The following is a 17751-nucleotide window of genomic DNA, read 5'->3' as shown; positions in this document are numbered from 1 at the left end:
CTCACTTTATCCAAAAAAAAGAATTCGCCCTTATCGGCAAAGCCGACTGGGTGAACTCTGCATACCTACATTCTGTGATTGCCGCTGCACATTCTCTGCAGGTTTCGTGAGTAATTTTCTGGAACCCCGAATCCACATTCCGTGGCAGTATATTCTTGCTATCTTTCTCTCTCCTGTCTTACTTGCCTCCTAATCTTCCCTGTTCTTCTCCGCAACAAAATCAGCAAGCTGGGAATAGATCGCCACAATCTCATCCATCGACATGCGCACGAGCCCACTGGACGACGGAGCGACGAACTCCTGAATCTCCTTGACGACCGGGTCGTCCTGGAATCCCCATTGCACTTTGGCACGCTTGCTGTACTGGGTGTATACACCTTTTCCGACAAAACAAGCGATGTCCGGTCGGTATTTCTCCAGCTTTTGCCGTAAAATCTGTCGCCCTTCAGCGTACTCTTCCTTCGTAATATCTTCCATACCTCTGGTGGGACGGGCCACAATATTTGTGAACCCATATCCCAGCTTCAGCAACTCTCCATCCTCCTGTGCATCGTATAAACGCGGGGTTAACCCCGACCGTTCAAGGATGCGCCAGAACCGGTTTCCTTTGTAAGCATAATGATGACCTGTCTCTCCAGACGTAATGCTCGGATTGAAACCAATAAACAATATCGATAAACCAACATCCAGATGATCTGGAATCATGATAGGAAGCCCCCTTATCTTTTTTAACTAATTACATCTTTCGTGTGTGTATAAAATGATATAATAAGCAAAGCATTTTCGAAATCGGATTGAAATTTTCATGAAAAAGGAAGCTGAACTAATGATTGCAGACATCATGCTAGAAGTCGTCCTGCCCGTCTTTCTCCTGATCGCCGTCGGGTCCTGGATGCAAAAAGTGTTCAAGCTGGACTTGTACACACTCGCCAAAATCAATTTCTATTGTATTACCCCCGCAGCCGTCTTTATGAGCATGTACCACTCGGATATGTCGGGCGAACTGCTTGGGACCGTGACACTCTTTTACGTGATATATGTATTGATTCTCTATATTGTAGGTTCTGTATTTGCGCGCTCGCTTCGGATGAATAAAGGCATGAAGGCTGCTTTCAACAACAGTATTATGCTGGATAACGCAGGCAACTATGGACTGCCCATCAATGCACTGGTATTCCGCGGCGATCCACTCGCCTCTTCCATTCAGGCACTGGTCATGTCTTTGCAGGCATTACTGACATTCACCTATGGCGTGTTGTCCATTCAGGGCGCAAAGCTCAAAGGTAATTACCGTGCGGTGATTATTGGATTTCTTAAAATGCCCGTTCCGTATGCACTCTTGCTGGGGATTCTGTTCCACATGTGGAAGGTTCCCTTGCCTACGTTCCTGTCCATGCCGCTGACCTATGCGCAGCAAAGTATGGTTGCCGTGGCACTGTTGACGCTCGGAGCACAGATTGTAAAATATCCAATTCAACTGTACCGTCTTGATGTGTATATTAGCACATTTTTGCGCCTTCTGATTGGCCCGGCTATCGGGATTTCAATTGTGCTACTGCTTGGGTTGGAAGGTATCGCTGCACAGGCACTTATTATCGCTTCCGGTATGCCGACGGGTGTCAACGCATCCATTCTCGCAGAAGAATACGATAACGAACCCGATTTTGCAGCCCAGACAGTACTAATCTCAACGCTCTTGAACATCATTACGATTACGGCACTGATCTCTTATGCCAAAACGTTCTGAAATGAAAAATAAGTCCATGACCCATGAGCAGGGTTGTGGACTTATTTTGTGGTGCTGAAACTATGATTCAAACGTCGTTCGTTCCGGGAACTTGCCGCCTTCCCTGAATAAACATCGTACCAGTCGCTGCGCGGCTCGGTTAAAGAAAAAACTCGGGCTTACCCCATCCACCTGGACAGGTTCCAGTTCCTTCACACTTTCCTTAATCTTATTCATCTCAATAAGTCCCATCTTTCGCTCATTCGGTCCGAAGCGATAAATAACCTTCTCATCGTCCTCCGTCTGTTTCACCAGCAGAATCACAGATGCCATACAGGTTACCCCCTATCGTTACGTTATGAGATTCCATTAATCACTTGCCTACTATAATTATTACCCAGATTCTAGTGGAAGGATATAGGACTTAAGTTAGTTATACCTAAATTAAATATCCTGATATAAAGATTCTCTGAAATGAGTCGTTAGGCTCACAAACACCTTGTTCACGCTATCCTAATGGATAGTCACTGTCATGAAAGTGCGTACTGCCCAAGTCGTTTTTCTCCGTTTATACTAACCATATCTTGAATTCCAAAGGAGAGAAACTTATGACTACAGCTCAAATATATAGCCACGGGGTCCCGTGGGAAGAGGCATTCAGCGTTGCTCAGGGATACAGCATTAATGGTATGATCTACATTGCAGGTCAATTTTCGCATGATATGCAGGGGACGTTTATTGGTGTTGATGATATTGAAGCACAGGTCCGCCAGACACTGGATAACTTGGATCGCGTGCTCGCAGGATTCAACGTGACCAAGTCGAACATTGCTGAATTGGAGATTTTTTTGGTTCACCCGCAGGAGCATCTTGAGCCATCTGTTGCCGTGTATAAAGAGTACATCGGTACTCATCGTCCGGCTGTTACGATGGTTGGGACATCCGGACTCGCCTTCCCTCATCAACTGATTGAGATTCGCGCCGTTGCTCATACCGACTGATCCAGGTCATGTCAAAAGTTGCAGCGCCAAGTAAAATAGCCTGATAAATTACTCACTATAACGAAGTTCATACACACACAAAAAAAGCAGGTCGGATAAACTCCGAACCTGCTTCTTTATGAATTCTTATTCTTATTCTTTGACTTTCACCGTCAGCGTATTACCAGATGAAGTGAGGGATGCCCCAAGCCCTTCTACCAAAACTCTGAGGGGAATGTACGTCGTTCCCTTAATTTCTTTGGGTGCTGCCTGTAGGGTGACTTCTTTCCCGTTAACCTTCACCTTTTTACTGCTCAAGGTAAAGATTAGCTTGTACTTGTCTTTGGTAACGGTAATGGTCTGAGTCTTACTGTCCCAAGACGTTTTGGCTCTCATTGCTTTGGCCATCTCACGCAGAGGTACGAGATTCGTGTTATTCATTATAATTGGAGACTCGGTGAAAATAACCTTGGAACCATTCACCTTCACCTGAACAGCAGACTTGATATATTCTGGTTTAGGAGTGGCTTTCTTTTGGGTTGCCGTTGAAGACTTATTACTTTTCTTGGTACTTCCTGAACTGGATGAACTTGAAGAGGAAGATTTGGAACTCGAAGAAGAACCTCCGTTGTGATAGTGATATTCCCCTTGTTTCAGCCCCCATTTTGCACAGTTGGTACGACAGGTGTGCCCTCCACTCGAATCTGTTCTTCCCGGATGGGCAGACGCAACAGTAGCAAAAATCATAAAAATGGCAAGCAAACTGCTTATTACTTTGATACGCATACGGATAACCTCCAGCAATTAGTTTAGCCAGAGTATCATACCATAATTACCCATACAATATAGGTTAATAACAAAATTTATTTTCACATAACAGTTTACAAACGCGGGTCTACTCGCTCTGATTCTAGCGAAAGCGTCGCCAGCACGCATTCATGAATTCGTTCCACTGGCTCTCTGCGTATAAAGCGCTCGATCCCCTCCATGCCCAAGGCACTCTCCATTAAGGCGTGACGTTCTTTTTTGGACGTTTTGCGTTTACGAAGTCGGGACAGATTCTCGGGTGCCAGGTAATCCATACCATAGATAATGTGCAAATATGCACGTCCTCGTACTTTTATCGCAGGCTGGATGATTTTGTTGTTATTCCAGGAGCGGAATGTTTCGGGTTTGATCACAATCCCCTCATGTCCTTCCGCCGTAATCTCATCCCACCAACGAATGACATCCGTTTCATCTGCCTCACTTGCGATCACGCGATATTCCGTCTCCATCATCAAGGTCGACATCCGGGCGAACTCACGGTTTTGTTCCATATGCCATTCATGTGTTTGCTCCCAAAATGCTCCCGTGCTATGTGCAAGTGTATGGAACGGCGCAATCCGAATGTCCCCGATATCATCCACATCCCAGCAGTATTTCTGGAATACATCGCGGAACGTTTGGGAATTAGTGAGTTTACCTACTGTTTCCTGCAACCACTCCTCTACGTTACGACCTGCTGCTTGAGCTTCGCGCAGTTTGTCCAGCACCGTAGAGCGATCCATCATAGAGGCTTCAGCCACATGTGCATATTGTGAAGCAATCAGCTCACGCGCCTTTAGATTCCAAGGTACAATCTCCGCATCGAGCAATACAAACTCCGTTTGATGACGCTCAAAATAACCGTCTAAGGTCAAGTCCGCATGTAATCTGCAAAGCACATCTTGCTCTGTCGAAGGGTCAAAAAAGGATCGGCCCGTCCGGGTCACAATGTTCCCCAACATCGGCCTACCCACTCGTTGCACCGCAGCTTGCTCATCGCGGAAAAGAAGCAAAATGGCCCGGCTGCCCATGTGTTTCTTCTCGGCAACCATACGGGTAACGCCCTGTGAGCGATAATAATGGAACGCATCCTGTGGATGCTCCAGATATCCCTCTACAGAACAGACACTCGGCGGCGGACTCATCGTAGGCGGGATGTAAATCAGTTCTTCCAGCGGTACAGTATAATGGGAAAACGTATCAATTGCCGTCTTCGCCACCTCACCGTGCACAAACACATCAAGTTTGGATGCTGTCTGAACCGTGAAACCCTCCTTGAACTTACGTATGTTGGGAGGAGCAAAACGCCGCTGTTCCCAGCGCTTTAATGGACTATCCGGATCCCTCGCATAATCCTGCTTCGCCGGAACACTGACTGCCTCACGTTCTGGCATTCGCCAAGCAGTGAGCATGCCACCAAAAACGACACCTTGATCAATGTTGACCGTATCATTCACAATCGTAGGATATGGACGGGGATCATGTCCCCAGACGATGCATTCACCCGAATTGTGATCCACGTACCAATCCTTGCGCACAGGCCGACCCTGCTCATCCGTACCCTCTACATCACCATATCGGCAGTAATCCTGAATGCGTTTGGACTGTTTTCCGATAAAATGATCTCGAATTCCCGCGTGTGCTACAACCACCTGTCTTACCCCGTTCCGGGAAAAGACCAGATGAGATGGTGCATCAAGCAGAAATGCCCTAAGCTCTGCACGTACTCGCTTTGCTGTCTCTTGGCCTTGCTCCCGCTCAAACTGTAGCAGTTCCATCTCCACCCGTTCGTCACCATGACTCAACGTAACGTCACGACCATCCAGATAACGCGCGATCTTCCAGCCGTGATTACTGTCAATCATGTAGGCCAGCTCGGCGGCACAATGCCGTTGCCAGAACAACAGACAATTTAATGATTCTGGCCCACGGCTCGTTACGTCACCAACGGAAACCAATTTCCGTCCTTCAGGGTGACGGTACAGACCACTTCCATCCTCGTCCACATACCCAAGACGCACGATTATTTCCATCATTTCATCGTAACAGCCATGAATATCTCCGATGATATCAATACCTGTACCCATGTCGGTCACCAGTGGATTGGATGTGCGGACAAACGTAATCTCATCCGGCCGCTTCAGCACATAACTGGCATCGAAGCCATCCTCACGGATCGAGCGTAATGTGCGCTTGAACTGCTGTACCTGTTGCTTCACCCGTTGACGTCCACGCGGATACTCCCGCCGGGCATCACGTTCCAGCAGTTCTTTTTCTGGGATATCCAGCACCACAGCAATTACCGGCACATGAGCCTTTCTTGCCAGCTGAATCAGGCGCTCGCGATCCTCGGGATACAGATGTGTCGCATCCACCCAGGTCAGCTTGTTCAGACGGCAGCGGGTTGCCAGCATCGCCTCCATCGCCTCAAATGCTTTGGCCGATACTTGCTGATACTCCGCATAGATCACATTCGCTTCGCTGCGGGGACGTTGTTTCCAATCCACATACTCATCATCTCCAACCAGCATGCGGAATTGATCTGACGAGACGGCTTCTGTGCGGCGAATGACACTTTCTGCAACGAGACGATCCAACATCGTACTTTTGCCACTGTTGGACGGGCCAACAAGAACGACGATACCTGCATAGGGCAGACGGATCTCCCGCTGTCTTTCCTTCATCTCATTTTTCCGATCCTGCTGTCCTCTGCCCACACTAGCTGTTTCGCTAGAACCCGTTTTTCCACTCATGATAGACTCTCCTTTCTCCGTTCAAAAATGACCAGTTGGGTAGGTTGTCCATAGCCCTCTACATGCTCACCGATACCCTTAATTTCATAGCCATAGTTCCCGTCCTGCGTCCATTCCTCACACCGGGAAGCCAGCTCCGCACGAGTCCATTCAAAGCGATGATCATGGTGACGGAAACTTTCCTGCTCCATTGCATACACTTCGTTATATTCTTTGTTTGGTGTAGTGACCAGCAGCACTTCTGGCTGATAATCGTTCATGATTGTATCCATAATTCCGTTCAGACGATATTCCTCGATATGCTCAACCACTTCGCACAGAATCATAACGTCCTGGTTTTGCATCTGCTCGTCAAAATAAAACAGTGAACCGATGATTGGCTCCGGCATAGCCACCACTCCAGAACGACCCTCCAGCTTCGCGAAGCGCTCCATAGCCCGGAGCCGCGACTGCCCTGAAGGTTCAACGGCCAGAATTGCCTCCACACCGGGAATGTACGCCAAACGGGCAGACAGCTTGCCTTCACCCGCTCCCATATCAACAATAAGCCGTTTGACTGGCAACGTTGCAACCACATCTGTAATCGCACGATAACGCAACTCGTTTAACCGCACAGGAGGCTCAGATTGTTCAGATTGCCCGCCATCTCCTCCAGCTGTACCTGTATCTACATCAGCAATCTTTGCATTACCATCTTCTATCTCTGTATCTACATCTGCATCCGTACATTCACCTGGACCTCTAGAATCTGCATTCAGTTGCATCTCATCGCTATCGGACTCGGACCCCAGGTACTCTTTTTCTCCTTCTTCCCGATGCCCTGCTTTTTTCTCCTGAATAATCGCTTCCGAGATGTGACCTATTCCTCTCTCCTGTCCAAGAGACGCAGACAAAGCACCCTCTTGTCGCTCATACTGTCGAATCAGTTCGGCAAATCGTAGCGTACGCTTCACAATGAGTTCTTTCAGTGGGTGAGCATCCAGCCACCCTTCACCATACCGTTTGATTTTATCGATCTCATCTTCACTGATGAAATAATGTTTGTAATTATCCAGCACTGGAATCAGTAGAAAAAGCTGACGCAGTGCATGTTGTACCGTATTACGTCCACGCAGGATGATATGGCGAACCGTGCTTTTATTTTTCAGATCAAATGAATACGACAGCTCTCCACGCTCCACCGAAACGGCGTATCCTAATGGCGAGAATAATTCTTCCACCACTCGATCCGGCAGATCGGAAGCCACTGGGCCAAAGGTCAGTTCCAACTCGAAAGCATTCCCTACCCATTGCACATAGTCTTCCTTGGGCTTACCATTCAGGGCTGTTCCTAGCGCCCCACGTATGTAAGAGCAGAACAGGCTGCTGGTTACGAACTCACGATCATTGATATATTGCGTAATGTCATACCCATCAGGTGTACCTCTGACCAGATCCACAGGATCAGGCTCGGCATGAATTAGTACTTCTGTTTCGTTCTCTGTAGCCGCAGTGTACACCATTCTTACACGCACACCTTTGTCTACGCGGTCATATATATTCAGCGGATTCTTCGCTAATAAATGGGATACAATTCCCGCGTCAGCGCCGCTTGCTTTCAAGATCAGATGCATCAGTTCTCCTCCTTATATATGAAAAATGTCGTCACGCACTAGTGCGTTTCTTGCAAACCTGCTGAAAGCCCAAGCGTTCTTAAACGTCCCGGAGCCAGAGCAGCACAAGTGCATGATGGAGCGCTAACGAATCGCTGGAGTCTTATTTCATGATGAGAAGCCCCCTTGAAACCTAACGAACCCAAGTCACGCTATATGGGGCTAAACCGCCATTTCCCAGCCTTTTATCCGACTTTTTCGGACAATAACGTGTCCCATGTTCCTTACATTTTAAAAAGGCACCCTGGAGGCCATATAAGACATCCTGTGTTTCTTAGAACATACTCTCCCTCGTGATTCTTCACATTCAGCCAGCCGACCCGAACTTTAAAACGTTCGGGACGCGGACATCCATCATCGAATCGCTCGCCTGGGTGAGAAGAAACGTCCTAATTGTTCCCCCACACCTCTTGCAATGCAAAACGGAAAATCCGGTCCAATTCTTCAAATTGAATAATCTGCTCATTCTCCATCTGGCCAGCCATTCGTTCAAAATGCTCGATCTTCTCCGCCAAAAAAGCTTGTATTGCTGGCAGCTGCGGCTCCAGATCCAGTTCCTCGCCCGCCTTTTTCCGGCGCAGCAATTCATGAATCTCCGTATATAGCGGTGTAGTCGCAGGTACAAGTTCTTGCACAAGATCTTCAAATGCCATCGGTGGCATCGCATCATAACGTTCAATCCAGCCACAAGCGAGCAATGGACGTAGAACATAGAAATACTTTTTGATCTTCACCTGCTCACCTTGTAAATAATCGCGGAAGTTCCCCTTTGCCATATTGAGATAATGATACATGCAGGACTTGGGCGAGAAGGTCAAAGGCGACAGTGCACGGATATGCTGTGCCACGTTATACTGTTCATCATACTGAATGGGGGATTGCAGCCACTCCAGTAACGGTGGATTTGATTTGCGAAACAGCTTCAAAGCCTTACGCAGATCCCAACCATTAATATCGAGCTGATCACTGATGGGGCGTTCGATAACATCCCTTTTATCCTCAATCGACAAGTACCATTCCAGCGGTCTTACATACAGAAAACGCACATCATAATCACTGTCCTGGGAAGGAAACCCCCACGCCCGACTGCCAGATTCACAGGCATAGATGATCCGTACCTGCTCCTCCTGTTCAATCTGCTTCAGCTGTTGTCTAATCGTATCTCTCATTTCTTCATGAACGTAGGTCATGGTCCGTCCCCTCCAAATTCCCCAATTTAAATCTCTATCTCTCTCACCCGGTTCGCGAGTGTATCATATCCTGCCACAGTCTCGGCAATATACGTCAATACCGTTTCACTCCAACCGTAGATGTAAAAGGTTTTGCCATCCCGTGGCGGTACCATGGCCTGCTGATAAGGTGCTATATCCACAATAAATGCCTTCAACTCCTGATTCATCATTCGGCGATATCGCTCAAGCTCAGCATATAACGGGCTGCCTTCATTCTGCTGTTCATCGGTGATCATAATGATCTGATCCACTTTTTCTCCGATATCCCGAAGTTCCCGCACCGGTCGACCGGTGTCTGTTCCACCTTGTGCTCGAATACGGTGAGCTTGGGAAAGAATGCTCTCATTCATCTTCGGACGAGCATCTTCAACCATATGGTCGAATAACCAGAACAGGGCGTTACCTCGTGTTTGTTTATAAAGCGCCAGTGCCAGCACCGAACCAATCCGCAAATAATCCCCTTGCATGGAACCGGAGCGATCCAGGAAAATAGCCGTTCTTCCCGGCAGTGTTGGCAGGTTGCCAATGGATAGTTCCACCGCTTGCCGCAAAGCATCCCGCAACTCTTCCCTCGCAATCATTTCATACGCACTGGCGAATCGGAAAGGTAAGATGCGCGACTTACGCAGGGCTTCTGCATCCGTTAGACGACCTGTTACGTAATCGATATTTTTCGATTTTTCAAAAACTCCCGCACGATCCATTGCATTCAGATGGCGCAACAACGCAAAAGTCGGCATCTGTGACATTAACGCCTCCCACACCGTACGTGTCGGTTGCATGATCGAGGTGACCACCGAATACGGGAGTTTACCTTTCTCGATCAGATGCATCCGACTTGCCGGGTTTGGTGTAGCTTTCAGCTTTTCCAGCGCCTGCAACTGCGGAAGTTCCGTAAGATCCACCTCATGCCCGCGCAAATAACGGAATAAGGCTTTTTGCTTCAGATCTATCGGCTTGGGATGTGCTGTAGCGATCATATCGCCCAGACTGTATCCACGCCCACGCCCGTTGTATTTGATCGCCCAATATTCAGTAATGCCGTTCAAAAATTGACTCACCTGACGCTTAACCGCTCGACCACCCTGTCCCCGACCAGTTCCTCTTAGAATCGTCAGAAAATCGGCCAAGTCAGCCGGTGTCTGTACGACCTTGGAGAACACCTTTGCAAACTGATCCGGGTCCACCTTGGACAGCAGTGCCAGCCCGTATAGAGGCTGTAACCGCATCAAACCTTCATTACGAGCATAGACCAGCGCCCGCGCCATAAACCCTGCATCGACCTCAGCCATCTCCTGATGACTGACCATCGCATCGTCCATCAGTTGCTGGGTATCTGCATAAAAAGTATTGTTCAATGTATTGGTAATCAACATCTGTATATATTGTTCCTCCACCAATCGCTCATAGGCTCCGTAGCCCCCATGATTACGTGTCGTTGGCTGAGGTTGATTAAATAATTGTTTCGCTCTGCTCATCACTCATGACCTCCCGGTGTGAGTCTATTTGCTGTTCTTTCATAATAAAATGGTCCGAGGAAAAAGGTGGGAAGGTATAATACCCGCTCTACCGCTGAGCTACACCGCCATGAACGGCGGCGATTGGATTCGAACCAACGACCTGGTCGATTAACAGTCGAAGTAACCCTCCCTGGCGCCTCGGAACCTTGATCCACAGCGCTTGTTGCTGCCCCGCTTCACAACCTCATTATGCCTCACACATCTACACGCGAACATGGTAAAAGTATGACGACCTTCATAAGTTTAAAATGAAACCTGCCACTCATCCTGCTACAATGAAGGGATAACAAGGAGTGAATGTTCATGGCAAGAGAGAGTTTTGACAAAGAAATTCAGTTCTTACGCATGTTATCCCTAACAAGCGGTGCATATAACCGCAAACAATATGCCGAGCGGCTTGGCATATCCGTACATACCTTTGATAAAACCAATCGCAGATTAAAAGAAATCATGCAGACCGTCGCCGACCAACGCTCAAGTGCCGAAGCAGGCCGGGAAATGGCAGATCTCGTCCGCTTCCAATACGGGGAGTCGGCAGAGCCTATGTTGCTCTTCCTCTTCCGCGCCAAGTCGATGAAAGAGACTGAAGTTCAGCGGCTTTCTGTCCTTTTGCATACCTTACAACATAAAACCCTGACCGCGATGGAACTGCTGGACGCCTGCTGTGCTGATCTGCCGGAGGATCTGGCGTTACCTGACGAGAAAACCATTCGTTCCGATCTGAAGTATCTGGAAGAGGTTGGGGTTATCCGAAAAGAGCCGGGTGGCAGACCGTATCGATATGCTTTACAACAGGACGTCCTTACCGAATTGACAGTGGAGGAACAGCTGGAGTTGTATGATTTTGTGGATATGATGGCGAACACCCAGGTTCCTTCCGTACAGGGGTACTTATTGCGCGACAGTTTAAAAAAAGCCATTACGGCAAGTTTCCCGCAAGAAGAAGCTACCGAGCCCTATATCTATAAGTATCACTATTATTCTCGTATCCTGGACGAAGCTCATCTCTACACGCTGCTTAGTGCGATTCGTCAGCGTAAACGTGTGCAGTTCCTATACTATTCACCGAAAAAACCATCCAGCTACAGTTCACAGAATACGAATCCACGCTTTGAACGGGAAGCAGGTGGTCGATCCAACCAGATCGTACCCCTTGAAGTGATCTATGACCATCAGTATGGTCGTTGGTATGTAATTGGATATCAGGGCCGGCGCGGCTTTGTGAAATTCCGCATGGAAGGCATAACTCAGCTGGAGGAACAGGATTCAGTAGAAGAGCAATACATGCTCGAACTGAAGCAGCAGTGGACCGACATTAGTCGCTACAGTTGGCTCGTGGATACGGGAAATACCGTGACGGTTCAAGCTCGCTTTTTCCACCCGGAGCGTGGTCAGCGCAACTTCATTCTGGATCGGGTTCGTCTGCAAGGTCAATGGGGCAAAATTATACCCGAAACGGATCATACCTTTCTCTATGAAATTCAGGTCAACGGTACCACTGAGATCAAACCGTGGTTGCGGAGTTTTGGCTCAAGCTGCGAAGTAATCGCGCCTCAGAGACTACGCCAGGAGATGATTAAGGAATGGAAGGAGATTGCGGAATATTATGAACCTGTTCGAGAAGATGTTCAATTACCAGATGATGACACGACTGAATGAAACCGGACTATTCACCTGGACCTCACAGGAACGGGCCTGGCTTCGCATGATGCTGAATCACCCTGCTGCGAGAGAAGCGCTGAGCGCTGTAACGTTGGATAAAATGTATAACATGCTGAATGGTGAGCAGGATCTGAACCTTCAAGATTACCTGACTGAAAAAGCCAAAAGCGAAGAAAATAATGTCTCTCACCCACTGCTTCGACAGTTACGGCTAATCATTCTGCATCATCAGGGATTTCGCATGACGGGTCGCGTCCGCAATGGACGCACGAGCCATGATGAATTTGGTTTCCCGTACAAACTGGAGTATTCCATGGTCAAAAAAGAATGGTACGTGCTCTGGTATGTGCCTCGCTTCGACAAACTAATGTCGACCAAGCTGCACAGCATCGTTACCGTGGAAGCCCAACCGGTTGAACCGGATACCGCTTCTGGCTACACTGCCCGAATTGCTGTGATAACAGAGAAGCGTAAAACGACCATCACCATCGACGTACTGCCCGAGTTCAATGAGGAACTGTCCCGAATCCTCTATGCATTCTCCTGCTTCGAAAAACAGGTCGAGTACCTGGAAGCCAAGCAGACATATCGGATCGAGCTGACCGTTCCGCGCAATGAGATGGATTACGTCTTATCCAAAATGCGTTTTCTCGGCAAACGGGTTCGAATTGCTGACCACACAGTGCTGCGGGAGCGAATGTCGGAAACAGCTGCGAAGGCATTAGCCCGTTATGCGGAAAAAGATCCTGATACGCATTTCGAACACTCCAATGAAGTTCAGCACCGCCAACGTGAGGAAGGCTCCCTTGCGAAAGCCGATGGTCAATGATTTTGTAAGATTGGGTTAACCATAACTATTGCTCAAAAGCAAACCCATATACCAAAAAGGTCTGGAGAATCTCATCCAAACCTTTTTGGTATACCTGCGCCTAAACTACGTTCCTCCACTGCTAGCTGCCGAGTTCCGTCTTTTGTTAATCGCGTGCACGCCCATGACCACTGCAATTAATTCATACGTGTCCAGTTGTTCCGACTGGTTATCTAATACAAATGCCCCTGAACTAAACCAGCCGCTGGTGCGACGGAAACTGGCCACGATGCGGCCACCACTGCCACTTATATCATATTCCTGCGAAAATGCTGGGGCAGACACATCATATGTACCTCGTGATCCTGCGTCATATTCATACTTTTTACTAAAAAAACTAAATCTGGCCCGAAGCACACCCAGATGTCTCCCATCTGCTGCAGTGATATCCCAACGATTCGTTAACATGCGAAATTTACCGCTGCAGACCAATCCACTGTTATCCGATACATCGAGCGAAGAACCAAAGACACTTTTCAAATCCAGATGCCCTGCCTGTTCCTGATTTGGATTCATAATCTCGGTGTAACCCGCGTTAAAAAAGTTATCCCTGAAGTATAGTTCCATAACGCTTCCTCCTTTCGCTTACATATCCTTTTGTTCTCTTTAACCTAATCTCGCATCGAGCACACAATATATCTATATATACGTATAATTAATGGTAATGGATTCATAAAGTGGATTATTACTGGATGTAAAAAAACGAGCAACCCTGGTTGCTCGCATCACGTTCAAGTTATCCTGTTATCAGACTTCGACTTTTTTGTTGTTTAGGTAAATGGTAGCCCACACCAAGATGACCGCCACAATAACTTCAAATACATTGCTTCCCCACATGCCGTCCGACCATAATACGCCATTGGCTGTGATCGAGATCCCTGTACTTTCTTCCGTGTACCGGAACATTTCATTTGGACTAAAACGTCCTGTCGTAATGATATTTTCCAACCAGCCAAGCAGATTAACGAGGACAAAGAATGCAACGATTCCAATCCATGGCCCAGTTCTCCAACGAAAGCTGCCTGCAATCGAGATCGAAAGGAAGATAATGACGGTCATGAATACCATAACCCATGCGCTAAACAGCAACAAACTAATATAATCCGAAACATGCAGACCCGAAAGATCAATATTGGTAGCCATGTTCATTCGTAGCTTCATTGAGATATAGATGTAGGCATGAGTCGCGAATATAATGACTAACCCCAACCCGCAAAGGGCTCCAAAGATCAAGGGAGACAACACATGTGACAGGCCCGTTACGGGTAACAGACGGCGATTATATGATCGGATATTGGACGTGTATGTTTTGATCATTTTCACATAAATAGCCACACCTACTCCAACATATCCCATAATGCCAAGCACAATCCCTGTGACCTCAGACACGAAAAGGGAAAGTCCCACTTGCGCGATAATCAAAATAACTAGCCCCGCCAACAGTGTATTCCAGTTCCTTCTAAAGTCATACTTCAATAATGTCATCATTCCGCATAGACCTCCTTGAACATCTCATCCACACTTTTCCCATATTTCAAACGGAGCGTTTCCACTTCTTCCCGCATCACCAGCTCGCCCTCGCGAATAAAGACCACTTCATCAAAAATCCGTTCGATATCATTCACAAGATGCGTGGAGATGATGAGACTGCTGTCTTCATCATAGAATTTGACGATCGCATCCAGAATCTTGCCTCGCGCAACCGGATCTACCCCGCCAATCGGTTCATCCAGCAAATACAGACGAGCCTTACGAGAAAGTGCCAGTGTTAGTTGTAGTCGTTCATTCATACCTTTCGACAGATGCCGTACCCGGTCACTCTCGACAAGGTTCATGAAGTCCAGCATCTCCCGCGCCTTCTCCTCATCAAAATCAGCATAGAAATCGCGATAGTACGCAATCGCATCCCGCACTCTCATCCACTTTTCGGTTAATGGACGATCCGGCATAAATGAAACCAACGCCTTCGTCTCCAGCCCAACAGACTTACCTGTGACTTGAATCGTTCCGCTGCTCGGATGCAACAAACCTGCAACCAGCTTCATGAGCGTACTTTTTCCACTACCGTTGCTACCCAGCAGACCTACAATACGTCCTGGAGCAATATCCAGTGTAATATTACTGAGCGCTTTCTTATTGCCATATGTTTTATTGATCTGGTTCAGTTCAAGGATGTTACTCATGCGTTGTTCCTCCCTTTCCTTCCGCAACGGCATCGGCTACGATGGATAAGATATCCTGCTCTTCGATCCCCAGTTCCTGCATTCCGGTCAGAAAGCGTTCCAGCAATTCACCGGCCATCTCTTTTTTGATCGTCATAATCTTCCGCTCCTCACTGGTCACATATCTGCCCAAGCCCCGTTTGGTTTCGACCACTTCTTCCCGCTCAAGCTCCTGAAATGTCCGTTGTACTGTATTTGGATTGATCTGTAGTTCAGCCGCCAGTTCACGAACCGAAGGAATTTTGTCTCCTGCCTGAAGTGTCCCGGTTACAATCTGTCTTTTGATGTACTGCATGATCTGCAGATAGATTGGTAAATTGTTATCAAATTCTATAGTCACAAAGCTCTCGCTCCCCTCTGTACTGGTGTATTAGTTATATAGTACACTAGTGAAATAGTGTTGTAAAGCCCATTTGTTAAAATATATATTCGCTCAATTGATGGGCAAGCTTCTGCTATCGATATCCATACAAAAAAAGAGCAGATCGTGAAGATCTGCTCTGCATAACTTTATTAATCGTATTGTTATCTATTTTACACGATATCTAGAGGTACTTTGCCTTTAGGTGCAGGGAATGCCTCATCCAAACGGGCAAGTTCCTCTTGTGTCAAAACGATATTCACTGCTGCTGCATTGTCTGCCACATGATTCAGCTGTACCGCCTTGGGAATCGCCAGCACATCTCCATCCCTGATCACCCAGGCTAATGCGATCTGCGAAGTCGTAACTCCTCGATCCTGTGCAATCTCCTGAATGACTGGATGCTCCAACAGTTCACTTCGAAGTCTGCCACCCTGTGCCAGTGGACAATACGCCATTACAGGAACGCTCCGTTCCCGCATCCAGGGAAGCAGATCATGTTCGATACCACGCGAAGCTGCATGGTAAAGCACCTGATTCACCATGCACTGAGACCCCTCCGGCAGACTCCATAACTCCTGCATATCCCTTGTATCCAGATTCGATACACCCCAGCGAAGGATTTTACCGGATTGCTTTAATTGCTCCAAAGCCTCAACCGTCTCTTCGAGGGGGACTCCCCCTCGCCAGTGAAGCAAATACAGATCCAGGCGATCTGTTCCTAAGCGCTTAAGACTACGTTCACAGGCCGTAATCATCTGCTTGCGATCCGCATGATGGGGATACACTTTGGATACGAGAAAAACTTCGTCACGATGGCCCGAGATGGCCTTTCCCGTAATAACCTCTGCCCCACCTTCTGCATACATCTCCGCCGTATCAATCACGGTCATTCCCTGTTCAATACCGGAACGCAGTGCGCGTACTTCTTCTTGCTGGCTGGATTGCTTCTCTCCCATGTTCCATGTGCCTTGTCCTATCGCAGGCAGGGCAGTTCCATCCGGAAGTAGAATCGTGCGTGTTTGATTACCATGCATCATCTATATTCCTCCATTCTGAAGACTTATGGACATTCTGACCTCTCTAACGACGATTATACGAATCATAAATCATGTTATCACTCACATGTCTCCAGTGGCTCATCATCATGATATACAATTGATCAAGTGGTACTGTAAGGCTACTTTGGGCAACGCTGATGGTCGCATCGACCATATTACTGTTGACCGTCATCAACTTGCGTTTCATCCCGTTCTGGCGATCCAGAAAGGCTTTCTCGTCCCGCAACTTGACCCCGATCATTTTCTGTCCCATCAATTCATACATAAAAATATTCTCAACGTCTTTCCAGGCCACGGCTCCTCCTGCGGTATAAGAAGATGCATCCACAAACCCATCCTCATCGATTACAAAAGAAGGTTCCTTCTTGATCATCTTTACCAGACTGTAACAGAAACATAGCCCAAAAAACAAAATGGATAGAAGTCCAATCACATCCGAAAGGATGGAATCATTCGTAACTGAAGAACGATCAAAAATCAAAAAAAATCCGGCTGCCACAAAAAGTGCTGCCCCTGCCGTGAGCCACGCCATTCGTTTCCGGTTTGGATATTCCACATGTTGCTCATAGGATGTGCTCAACGTGACGTTCCTCCTCCATTGCGACTGAATCATACGAGTTCTATATAAACGAATGGCTAAGAACCAAATACCTGAAATGTAGAACAGGAATTGCATTGTACATTAAACCAAATTAACCAATGTTAAACATTGAATTAAGACCATTTTTCGTCATTTCTGCGCTTATTCAACATTAGGATTCGTCATCCTTCGAGCAAATCCTTTTAACACACCTATATGAATTGAACTAAAGAATGTTTGCATGGGTCACTCCGATGACAGAACAACCTTCCGATCGCTGTTATCCCCAGATTTTTCGATTCCACTTTTTCAAAGTGAAAATCCGGG

17 protein-coding genes are annotated in these 17751 nt (G+C 47.4%); 4 read left to right on the top strand and 13 right to left on the bottom strand.

What is annotated here, in order from left to right; all coding sequences use genetic code 11:
• Positions 1-189: 189 nt before the first annotated feature.
• A complete protein-coding gene (locus V6668_RS05830; RefSeq protein WP_211081847.1) occupies positions 190-705 on the bottom strand; it encodes a mismatch-specific DNA-glycosylase in 516 nt (171 codons plus the stop codon).
• 121 nt (positions 706-826) lie between these two features.
• On the opposite strand from V6668_RS05830, the gene V6668_RS05825 reads away from it, so the two are divergent.
• Positions 827-1747, top strand: coding sequence for an AEC family transporter (locus V6668_RS05825; protein WP_338708899.1), 921 nt, complete (start codon positions 827-829; stop codon positions 1745-1747).
• Between the two features lie 60 nt (positions 1748-1807).
• Here the strand turns inward: V6668_RS05825 and V6668_RS05820 are convergent, their stop codons facing one another.
• Positions 1808-2059 carry a hypothetical protein gene (locus V6668_RS05820; protein WP_076251279.1) on the bottom strand — a complete coding sequence of 84 codons (252 nt, stop codon included), beginning with the start codon at positions 2057-2059 and terminating at the stop codon, positions 1808-1810.
• 275 nt (positions 2060-2334) lie between these two features.
• Between V6668_RS05820 and V6668_RS05815 the strand changes: the two genes are divergently transcribed.
• Complete coding sequence (locus tag V6668_RS05815; protein ID WP_338707927.1) at positions 2335-2727, top strand: RidA family protein; 393 nt, start codon at positions 2335-2337, stop codon at positions 2725-2727.
• Between the two features lie 132 nt (positions 2728-2859).
• Here the strand turns inward: V6668_RS05815 and V6668_RS05810 are convergent, their stop codons facing one another.
• The 5 genes from V6668_RS05810 to V6668_RS05790 form a co-directional block, all read right to left on the bottom strand.
• On the bottom strand, positions 2860-3492 hold the full coding sequence (locus tag V6668_RS05810; RefSeq protein WP_338707926.1) for a copper amine oxidase N-terminal domain-containing protein: 633 nt from the start codon (positions 3490-3492) through the stop codon (positions 2860-2862).
• A 95-nt stretch (positions 3493-3587) separates the two neighbouring features.
• On the bottom strand, positions 3588-6197 hold the full coding sequence (locus tag V6668_RS05805; protein WP_338708898.1) for a polynucleotide kinase-phosphatase: 2610 nt from the start codon (positions 6195-6197) through the stop codon (positions 3588-3590).
• A gap of 65 nt (positions 6198-6262) precedes the next feature.
• Positions 6263-7879 (bottom strand): 3' terminal RNA ribose 2'-O-methyltransferase Hen1, encoded by a 1617-nt coding sequence (locus V6668_RS05800; RefSeq protein WP_338707925.1) that lies wholly within the window; start codon positions 7877-7879, stop codon positions 6263-6265.
• 428 nt (positions 7880-8307) lie between these two features.
• On the bottom strand, positions 8308-9108 hold the full coding sequence (locus V6668_RS05795; RefSeq protein ID WP_338707924.1) for a nucleotidyltransferase domain-containing protein: 801 nt from the start codon (positions 9106-9108) through the stop codon (positions 8308-8310).
• A 26-nt stretch (positions 9109-9134) separates the two neighbouring features.
• Positions 9135-10628: a TROVE domain-containing protein gene (locus tag V6668_RS05790; RefSeq protein ID WP_338707923.1), complete on the bottom strand. Its 1494-nt coding sequence runs from the start codon at positions 10626-10628 to the stop codon at positions 9135-9137.
• A gap of 345 nt (positions 10629-10973) precedes the next feature.
• On the opposite strand from V6668_RS05790, the gene V6668_RS05785 reads away from it, so the two are divergent.
• Positions 10974-12329 carry a WYL domain-containing protein gene (locus V6668_RS05785; protein ID WP_338707922.1) on the top strand — a complete coding sequence of 452 codons (1356 nt, stop codon included), beginning with the start codon at positions 10974-10976 and terminating at the stop codon, positions 12327-12329.
• The gene (locus tag V6668_RS05780; RefSeq protein ID WP_338707921.1) at positions 12277-13161 is read left to right on the top strand and encodes a WYL domain-containing protein; all 885 of its coding nucleotides are present in this window, start codon (positions 12277-12279) and stop codon (positions 13159-13161) included. Before V6668_RS05785 ends, V6668_RS05780 begins: the two co-directional genes overlap by 53 nt.
• 105 nt (positions 13162-13266) lie before the next feature.
• Here V6668_RS05780 and V6668_RS05775 read toward each other — a convergent pair whose 3' ends face one another.
• The 6 genes from V6668_RS05775 to V6668_RS05750 all read right to left on the bottom strand — a co-directional run bounded on the left by V6668_RS05775 (position 13267) and on the right by V6668_RS05750 (position 17424).
• A complete protein-coding gene (locus V6668_RS05775; protein WP_036606430.1) occupies positions 13267-13767 on the bottom strand; it encodes a hypothetical protein in 501 nt (166 codons plus the stop codon).
• A 180-nt stretch (positions 13768-13947) separates the two neighbouring features.
• Entirely contained in the window at positions 13948-14688 is a 741-nt protein-coding gene (locus tag V6668_RS05770; protein ID WP_338707920.1) for a hypothetical protein, read from the bottom strand.
• Positions 14685-15383, bottom strand: coding sequence for an ABC transporter ATP-binding protein (locus V6668_RS05765; protein WP_338707919.1), 699 nt, complete (start codon positions 15381-15383; stop codon positions 14685-14687). Before V6668_RS05765 ends, V6668_RS05770 begins: the two co-directional genes overlap by 4 nt.
• Positions 15376-15762, bottom strand: coding sequence for a GntR family transcriptional regulator (locus V6668_RS05760; protein ID WP_036606428.1), 387 nt, complete (start codon positions 15760-15762; stop codon positions 15376-15378). Before V6668_RS05760 ends, V6668_RS05765 begins: the two co-directional genes overlap by 8 nt.
• Positions 15763-15956: 194 nt before the next feature.
• Positions 15957-16820 (bottom strand): aldo/keto reductase, encoded by an 864-nt coding sequence (locus V6668_RS05755; RefSeq protein WP_165789840.1) that lies wholly within the window; start codon positions 16818-16820, stop codon positions 15957-15959.
• A gap of 46 nt (positions 16821-16866) precedes the next feature.
• The gene (locus tag V6668_RS05750; RefSeq protein WP_338707918.1) at positions 16867-17424 is read right to left on the bottom strand and encodes an STM3941 family protein; all 558 of its coding nucleotides are present in this window, start codon (positions 17422-17424) and stop codon (positions 16867-16869) included.
• Positions 17425-17751: the final 327 nt, after the last annotated feature.

It is taken from the genome of Paenibacillus amylolyticus (assembly GCF_036894225.1).
Lineage (GTDB): Bacteria > Bacillota > Bacilli > Paenibacillales > Paenibacillaceae > Paenibacillus > Paenibacillus amylolyticus.
Note: the sequence above shows the minus strand (reverse complement) of the source record. Positions and strands in the feature narration are given on the sequence as shown.

Excerpts from the sequence above, each read along its gene's own strand:
- V6668_RS05785 (WP_338707922.1), top strand. The coding sequence starts at position 10,974 with ATGGCAAGAGAGAGTTTTGACAAAGAAATTCAGTTCTTACGCATGTTA.
- V6668_RS05765 (WP_338707919.1), bottom strand. The coding sequence starts at position 15,383 with ATGAGTAACATCCTTGAACTGAACCAGATCAATAAAACATATGGCAAT.
- V6668_RS05815 (WP_338707927.1), top strand. The coding sequence starts at position 2,335 with ATGACTACAGCTCAAATATATAGCCACGGGGTCCCGTGGGAAGAGGCA.
- V6668_RS05800 (WP_338707925.1), bottom strand. The coding sequence starts at position 7,879 with ATGCATCTGATCTTGAAAGCAAGCGGCGCTGACGCGGGAATTGTATCC.
- V6668_RS05790 (WP_338707923.1), bottom strand. The coding sequence starts at position 10,628 with ATGAGCAGAGCGAAACAATTATTTAATCAACCTCAGCCAACGACACGT.
- V6668_RS05810 (WP_338707926.1), bottom strand. The coding sequence starts at position 3,492 with ATGCGTATCAAAGTAATAAGCAGTTTGCTTGCCATTTTTATGATTTTT.
- V6668_RS05795 (WP_338707924.1), bottom strand. The coding sequence starts at position 9,108 with ATGACCTACGTTCATGAAGAAATGAGAGATACGATTAGACAACAGCTG.
- V6668_RS05805 (WP_338708898.1), bottom strand. The coding sequence starts at position 6,197 with ATGAAGGAAAGACAGCGGGAGATCCGTCTGCCCTATGCAGGTATCGTC.
- V6668_RS05825 (WP_338708899.1), top strand. The coding sequence starts at position 827 with ATGATTGCAGACATCATGCTAGAAGTCGTCCTGCCCGTCTTTCTCCTG.
- V6668_RS05820 (WP_076251279.1), bottom strand. The coding sequence starts at position 2,059 with ATGGCATCTGTGATTCTGCTGGTGAAACAGACGGAGGACGATGAGAAG.
- V6668_RS05755 (WP_165789840.1), bottom strand. The coding sequence starts at position 16,820 with ATGCATGGTAATCAAACACGCACGATTCTACTTCCGGATGGAACTGCC.
- V6668_RS05770 (WP_338707920.1), bottom strand. The coding sequence starts at position 14,688 with ATGATGACATTATTGAAGTATGACTTTAGAAGGAACTGGAATACACTG.
- V6668_RS05775 (WP_036606430.1), bottom strand. The coding sequence starts at position 13,767 with ATGGAACTATACTTCAGGGATAACTTTTTTAACGCGGGTTACACCGAG.
- V6668_RS05780 (WP_338707921.1), top strand. The coding sequence starts at position 12,277 with ATGAACCTGTTCGAGAAGATGTTCAATTACCAGATGATGACACGACTG.
- V6668_RS05830 (WP_211081847.1), bottom strand. The coding sequence starts at position 705 with ATGATTCCAGATCATCTGGATGTTGGTTTATCGATATTGTTTATTGGT.